This is a genomic window from Caulobacter sp. SRI_008 (assembly GCF_057586355.1).
Window position 1 is genome coordinate 132096 of the sequence record NZ_JBYCZS010000018.1, and the last position, 7389, is coordinate 139484.

5 protein-coding genes and 1 pseudogene are annotated in these 7389 nt (G+C 68.6%); 4 read left to right on the top strand and 2 right to left on the bottom strand.

The features are described 5' to 3' along the window. The first annotated feature begins 68 nt into the window (after nt 1-68). The 4 genes from AC2YHT_RS16865 (at nt 69) to AC2YHT_RS16880 (ending at nt 5977) form a co-directional block, all read left to right on the top strand. Entirely contained in the window at nt 69-653 is a 585-nt protein-coding gene (locus AC2YHT_RS16865; RefSeq protein WP_487290934.1) for an RNA polymerase sigma factor, read from the top strand. Continuing rightward, a complete protein-coding gene (locus AC2YHT_RS16870) occupies nt 628-1596 on the top strand; it encodes a FecR family protein (RefSeq protein ID WP_487290935.1) in 969 nt (322 codons plus the stop codon). The genes AC2YHT_RS16865 and AC2YHT_RS16870 overlap by 26 nt, the downstream gene beginning before the upstream one ends. A gap of 124 nt (nt 1597-1720) precedes the next feature. Next, nucleotides 1721-4780: a TonB-dependent receptor gene (locus AC2YHT_RS16875; protein WP_487290936.1), complete on the top strand. Its 3060-nt coding sequence runs from the start codon at nt 1721-1723 to the stop codon at nt 4778-4780. Nucleotides 4781-4873: 93 nt separating this feature from the next. Then, a complete protein-coding gene (locus AC2YHT_RS16880) occupies nt 4874-5977 on the top strand; it encodes a pectinesterase family protein (RefSeq protein ID WP_487290937.1) in 1104 nt (367 codons plus the stop codon). Here the strand turns inward: AC2YHT_RS16880 and AC2YHT_RS16885 are convergent. Together AC2YHT_RS16885 and AC2YHT_RS16890 are read right to left on the bottom strand one after the other, a co-directional pair. After that, nucleotides 5974-6999 (bottom strand): amidohydrolase family protein, encoded by a 1026-nt coding sequence (locus AC2YHT_RS16885; protein WP_487290938.1) that lies wholly within the window; start codon nt 6997-6999, stop codon nt 5974-5976. The genes AC2YHT_RS16880 and AC2YHT_RS16885 overlap by 4 nt on opposite strands. 128 nt (nt 7000-7127) lie before the next feature. Then, nucleotides 7128-7389, bottom strand: a pseudogene (locus tag AC2YHT_RS16890) (MFS transporter); the annotation flags it as partial.

A 7389-nucleotide genomic window follows, 5' to 3' on the forward strand; every position in this document is an offset into this window, starting at 1 on the left:
CGCCGTCGGGTTTGACGGAAATTCCCCGGCCGTGCATCGCTCCCTTCAGAACAACTCGGGCGGAAACGGTGTCGGACGGGCGTACGCGTGTCGTGGCTTGGATCGGGCGGGAGATCCTGCCCCATGAAGCCGACCTGCGCGCGTGGCTTAGACGGGCGTTCGCGGCCGCGGGCGACGTCGACGACATCGTGCAGGAAACCTACTGCCGCCTGGCGGGCCTCAGCGCCGTCGAGCACATCGGCGAGCCGCGGGCCTATCTCTTCCAGGCCGCCCGCAGCGTGGCGCTGGAGCAGCTTCGGCGGGCCAGGGTGGTGCGGATCGACACGGCGGCCGAGATCGACTCTCTGAACGTCGAGCTCGACGAGCCTTCGCCCGAGCGCATCGCCGGCGGGCGGCGCGAATTGGAGCGGGTACGGCGGCTGATCGCCGCCTTGCCCGACCGCTGCCGCCGGATCTTCGAGATGCGCAAGATCGAAGGCCTGCCGCAACGCGAGATCGCCCGCCGCATGGGCGTGACCGAGAACGTGGTCGAGAACGAATCCGTGAGGGGGCTTCGCGCCATCCTCGCCGCCCTCGCCGAGGGTGAAACGCAGCAACAACCGACGGCCGCGAGGAGGCCGAATACGCATGACCGAACGCGAAAGCGCCGCTGACATCGAGGCGCGCGCCGCCCGATGGGTGGTGCGCGTCGATCAGGGCGAACTCCCCGCCGAAGAGGCGGCTGAACTCGAAGCCTGGCTGGCCGGCGATCCGCGCCGGCGCGGCGCCTATGTGCGCGCCCAGGCCGGCTGGACCTTGCTGGATCGCGCTCGCGTGCTCGGACCAGAGGCGGCCGCGCCGGCCAAGGCGAAGGCGCCGTCGCGTCGCGCCCTGCTGGCCGGCGGTGGTGTCGCCGCGGCCGCCGCCTGCGTCGCGGCGCTGCTGGTCCCGCGCCTGCTGGCCGCGCGCTACGGCACGGCGGTGGGCGAGATCCGGCGCGTGCCGCTGGCCGACGGCTCGATGGCCGCCATCAACACCGACACTGCCCTGGAAGTGGCCATGAAGCCGCGCAAGCGCGAGGTGCGGCTCGACAAGGGCGAGGCCTGGTTCCAGGTCGCCAAGGACGCGCAGCGGCCGTTCGTGGTCGAGAGCGGGCCGGTGCGGGTGAGGGCGGTCGGCACTGCTTTCTCCGTCCGTCGCCGCGCCGGCGGCTGCGAGGTGCTGGTCACCGAGGGCGTGGTCGAGGTCTGGTCCGAAGGCGCGGGCGAGGCGCCCCGTCGCGTGGCCGCCGGCGAGCGGGTCTTCGTCTCCGACAGCGCCGGCGCCGCCCGGCCGGCGGCCGCGTCTCTGGAGATCACCCGGGAGCTGGCCTGGCGAGAAGGCCAGATCGTGCTCGACGGCGAGGCCTTCGGCGCGGCCGCCGAGGAGTTCAACCGCTACAACGCCCGCAAGATCGTCATCGTCGACCAGGGGCTGGCAGACCAGCGGCTGGTCGGCTGGTTCCGCACCAACGAGCCGGAAAGCTTCGCCCGCGCCGCCGCCGCCAGCTTCGGTGCGAAGGTGACGGTGCGCGGCGACGCCATCCTGGTGGAGGCAAGCGCGGCGCTAGCGGAATAGGGGCCGATCGCCCTTACCGCGAAAAATTTCGCCGATGTCTGACGGAAACCGGTTTCCCTCGCATCGCTCTAGACAGGCGCTCCGAGAAGCGCCGTGCGAAACGACAAAACAGGGAGGGCGCGGAATGGGTTGTCCGCGATATGTCTACGGCAAGTCGGCCTTGATGCTGGCGGCTGGCGCCGCGGCGGTGCTGGTGGGCACGCAAGCCCAGGCTCAGGCGCGAAAATTCGATATTCCGGCCCAGGCCGCGGCCACGGGCATTCCGCAGTTCGGCAAGCAGGCAGACCTGCAGATCCTGGCGCCGCAGGCGGCCGTCCAGGGCAAGCGGGTCAACGCCGTGCGCGGGACCTATACCGTCTCCGAAGGCCTTTCGCGCCTGCTCGACGGCGCCAATCTCACCGTGGTCTCCAACGACGGCCGCACGGCGGTGCTGGGCCAGAAGGCCTCGGTGCAGCTGGCCTCGACCGCCCCGGTCGCCATCCCCCAGCAGTCCGAGCCGGTCGGCGACACGATCGAAGAGCCCGCCGCCGTCGAGGAGGTGGTCGTCACCGGCTTCCGCGCCAGCCTGGGCAGCGCCCTGAACGTCAAGAAGCGCGCCAGCGGCGTGGTCGACGTGATCAAGGCCGAGGACATCGCCGACTTCCCGGACGCCAACCTCGCCGAGTCCATCCAGCGCGTGCCCGGCGTCTCGATCGCCCGCGACGCCGGCGAGGGCCGCCAGATCACCGTCCGGGGCCTGGGCCCGCAGTTCACCCGCGTGCGCATCAACGGCGTTGAGGGCCAGAGCACGGCCAGCGGCACCGACAGCTCGGGCGGCGCCAACCGCAACCGCTCGTTCGACTTCAACGTCTTCGCCTCGGAGCTCTTCAACAGCATCACCGTGCGCAAGACCGCCTCGGCTTCCACCGAGGAAGGCTCGCTGGGCGCCACGGTCGACCTGCAGACCGGCCGGCCGTTCGACTACAAAGGCGCGACCTTCGTGGTCTCGGCCCAGCAGGGCTACAACGACCTCTCCGAAAGCTGGGATCCGCGCTTCGCGGCCCTGGCCTCCAACACCTGGTTCGACGGCAAACTGGGGGCCTTGGTCTCGGTGGCCTATACCGAGCGCCATCTGCTGGAAGAGGGCCACGGCTCGGGCGGCTGGCTGAACGGCACGGAGGTGGGCGGCTTCAGCCCAGCCTCGACCTTCACCCAGGCAAGCTCCGCCAGCGTCTTCACCCCGCGCTTCCCGCGCTATGGCCGCCTGACCCATGACCAGAAGCGCCTGGGGATCACCAGCTCGCTGCAGTTCCGGCCCGACGAGAAGACCCTGATCTCGGCCGACTTCCTCTATTCCGACTTCAAGGCCACCCGCACCGAGAACTGGCTCGAAGCCCTGTCCTTCGCCCGTAACGCCGCCCAGGGCGGCCGGCCCGAGATCATCGTCCGCGACGGCGTGGTCAACGCCAAGGGCGACATGGTCTACGGCCTGTTCGACGACGTCGACGTCGAGAGCGAGACCCGCTTCGACAAGCTCGACACCAAGTACACCCAGGCCACCTTCACGGCCGAGCACCACTTCACCGACCGCTTCAAGGTGACGGGCCTGGTCGGCTTCTCGAAGTCGGACTTCGACAACCCGATCCAGACCACGGTGATCCTCAATCGCGAGAACGCCGACGGCTTCTCCTACGACTACCGGAACAACGCCAACCTGCCGGCGATGAACTTCGGCTTCGATGTCACCGATCCGCTGGCCTACAACTTCGGCGCGGCGCGTTCGGAGATCCGCCTGCGGCCGCAGGGCGTGACCAACACCATCCAGACCGCCCAGCTCGACGGCGACTACGAGCTCAACGACACCTTCCGCCTGAAGGCCGGGGTGAACCTCAAGAAGTACGAGTTCGACTCCTGGGCCCTGGCGCGGGTCAACGAGTCCGTCGTTCCGACCCTGCCGGCGGGCGTCACCCTGGCGACCCTGACCAAGCTGGTCAGCGGCTTCGGCAAGAACCTCGGCGGCTCGGGCTATCCCACCAGCTGGGCCGCCCCCGACCTGGACGCCTTCGCCAAGCTGTTCAACATCTACAGCGGCACGGGCCTGTTCGAACTATCCGGCGCGAGCAACTCGGCCGCCCGCGGCAACATCCGCAGCGTCACCGAGAAGGACACCGCCGCCTACGTGCAGCTGGACTTCAACAGCGACCGGTTCGCCTGGCCGATCCGCGGCGACGTCGGGGTGCGCTACGTCAAGACCGACCAGAGCTCGACCGGCTACCAGCTGGTGTCCGGCGCGGCCCAGCAGGCCACCGTCAAGCGCGACTACGAGGACGTGCTGCCGGCCCTGAACCTGACCGCCGAGGTCACGCCCGACTTCCTGCTGCGCTTCGGCGCGGCCAAGGTCATGACCCGTCCCAACCTCGGCAGCCTGACGCCGGGCGGCAGCCTCAGCGTCGTCGGCGTGTTCAGCGTCAGCTCGGGCAACCCGAACCTCGACCCGATCCGGGCCACCACCTACGACCTGTCGGCCGAGTGGTACTTCGCCAAGGACGCCCTGCTGTCGGTCGGCCTGTTCTACAAGGACATCGACAGCTACATCCAGACGCAGCGGATCTCGCAGACCTTCGCCGCCTCCGGCTTCCCGGTCAGCCTGCTCGACGGCCTGGCCGGTGTGTCGGCCAACGACACCTTCCTGTTCAGCCAGCCGGTCAACACCAAGGGCGGGCCGCTGAAGGGGATCGAGATCAGCTATCAGCAGCCCTTCAGCTTCCTGCCGGGTCCGCTGCGCCACACCGGGGCGATCTTCAACGTCACGATCGTCGACTCCAAGATCGACTACATCTCGTCGCGCTCGACCACCGGCTTCGTGCAGAACGACCTGGTCGGCCTGTCGAAGAACGCTTTCAACGCCACGCTCTACTACGAGGACGACCGGTTCAGCGCCCGGGTCTCCGGCGCCTATCGCGACAAGTACCTGACCGCGGTGCCCAGCGGCACCTCGACCAACGACATCGACGGGGTGCGCGACACCTTCACCGTCGACGCCTCGGCTTCGTACGCGATCAACAAGCGCCTGAAGATCACCTTCGAGGGGCTCAACCTGACTGACGCGTTCAACGACCAGTACACCGACAGCCAGCGCGACAGCGTCTACGTCTATTCCCACACCGGCCGGCAGTACAATTTCGGCTTCCGGTACTCTTTCTAGGCTTCCTCCTCCCAGGGGAATGTTGGGCGTCGGCCGATCCTTCACGGCCGACGCCCGTCTTTTTGTTTCGCGTCTTTTTGTTTCGAGGCTTCGATGACGATCGTTTCGCGCCGGGCCGTCGCCGCCGGCTTGTTGTTGATCCCGGGCATGGCCGCTGCCGCGCCGCGCTACGACGCCGTGCTCAAGCGACCGGATGACGCCCGCCGCTTCTCGGCCCCGACCTACGACCGGCTGTCGGCCGCTGTCGCCGCCGCGCCCGTGGACGGAAAGCGGCCGTTCCGCATCCTGGTCGCGCGTGGCGTCTGGGACGAGCAGGTCGTGATCGACAGGCCCTTCGTCCATCTGGTCGGCGAGGACCGCCAGGCCAGCATCATCAGCCACCTGGCCGCCTCGGGCCTGATCGCGCCCGACGGCAAGCGCTGGGGCACTTTCCGCACCCCGACCCTGTTCGTCCGCGCGCCGGACTTCGCCGCCCGCAACCTGACCATCCGCAACGCCTTCGACGGCCTGGCGGAAATGTCCAAGCCCGGCGGCCTGCACTCGCACGACGGCGGCGGCCCGCAGGCCGTGGCCCTGATGCTCGACAAGGGTTCGGACCGCGCGCGACTGAGCGATGTCGACATCCTCAGCTACCAGGACACCCTGTTTCCCGACGCCGGCCGCAGTCTGTTCGAGCGCTGCCTGATCGCCGGCAGCTACGACTTCATCTTCGGGGCGGGAAGGGCGTTCTTCCGCGATTGCGAGATCCGCTCGCTGCCGCGTCCGGTCGATCCGGTCGATGGCTATGTCGTCGCCCCCAGCACCCCGATCGATCAGCCGTTCGGCTTCGTCTTCAAGGACTGCAAACTGACCAAGGCGCCCGGCACGGCGCGCGGCTCGGTCTATCTCGGCCGGCCCTGGCGGCCGTCCAGCCGGTTTGCCGACGGCCAGTACGGCGATCCGAAATACGTCGCCCAGACGGCCTTCATCGACTGCTGGATGGACGATCACGTCGCGCCGGAGGGGTGGACGGAGATGTGGTACACCGGCAAGGACGGCAATCCGCGCACCATGCTCCAGCCCGAGGCGGTGCGCTTCTCGCAGTTCGGCTCCGGCGGCCCCGGCGCGGCGGCGTTCCGGCGCGGGCGCACGCTGACGGCGTCCGAGGCCAAGGGCATGAGCCAGCGAGCTGTGCTCGCCGGCTGGAAGGTTCGCTAGAGCCCGCGCGCCTTCAGGATCGCGTCCAGACGCGGGAACACCCGGCGGGCGTTGCCCTCGAAGATCGCGTGGCGATCGGCGTCGGGAATGTCGAGCGCGTCGACATAGCGCTTGGTGTCGTCGAAATAGAACCCCGTCGTCGGATCGATCCCGCGCACCGCGCCGACCATCTCCGAGCCGAACAGGATGTTCTTGCTGTCGATGACTTCGGCCAGCAGGTTCACGCCCGGCTGGTGATAGACGCAGGTGTCGAAGAACACGTTCTCCATCAGATGCTTGTCCAGGCCCGGCTTCTTCAGCATGTCGGCCAGGCCCCGGTAGCGGCCCCAGTGGTAGGGAACCGCGCCGCCGCCGTGCGGGATGATGAACTTCAGGGTCGGGAAGTCGGCGAACAGGTCGCCTTCGATCAGCTGCATGAAGGCGATGGTGTCGGCGGCGATGTAGAAGGCGCCGGTGGCGTGCAGGGCGTGGTTGCACGAGCCCGAGACGTGGATCATCGCCGGCACGTCCAGCTCGCACATCTTCTCGTAGAAGGGATACCAGTAGCGGTCGGTCAGCGGCGGATGGGCGAAGTGGCCGCCGCCGGGGTCGGGGTTGAGGTTGCAGCCGATGAAACCCAGCTCGTTGACGCACCGCTCCAGCTCGGCGATCGAACCTTGCAGGTCGGCTTCCGGCGACTGCGGCAGCATGCACACGCCCGCGAAGGTCTCCGGATAGAGATCCACCACCCGCTTGATCAGGTCGTTGCAGCGCTGCGCCCAGGCCCGGCTGACGCCCTCGTCGCCGACGTGGTGGGCCATGGTCGAGGCGCGGGGGCTGAAGATGGTCATGTCGGCGCCGCGCTCGCGGATCAGCCGCAGCTGCGCGCCCTCGATGGACTCGCGGATCAGGTCGTCGGGAATGTCGGGATACGGCGGCGGCGGGCTGTTGCTCTCGAAGGCTTTCACCTGCTCGTCGCGCCAGGCGTTGTGGGGCTCCGGCGCGGTCGTGTAGTGGCCGTGGCAGTCGATGATCAGGCTCATACGGGGAGAACTTTCCTTACCGCGCAGACGGGGCCGCGTGGCCGGAAAATGCCCGCGCGGCCGGACCCTGTCGTATCGGATGATCGGAACGGCTATGCCGCCCGGTTATAGGCCGGGCGGCGCGCGCCTCAGATCTTCACCGGCTCCATCTTGGGCGCGAGCAGGTGCACGACGAGCAGGGCGACGAGATAGGCGCTGCCGGCGACGATGAAGATCGGGGTGTAGGTGCCGATCGTCTCGAGAACCTGGCCGATGTACTTGGAGAACACCATGCCGCCCAGGGCCCCGAGCATGCCGCCGATGCCGACGACCGAGCCGACGGCGCCGCGCGGGAAGACGTCGGAGGGCAGGGTGTAGAGGTTGGCCGAGAAACCCTGGTGGGCGGCGGTA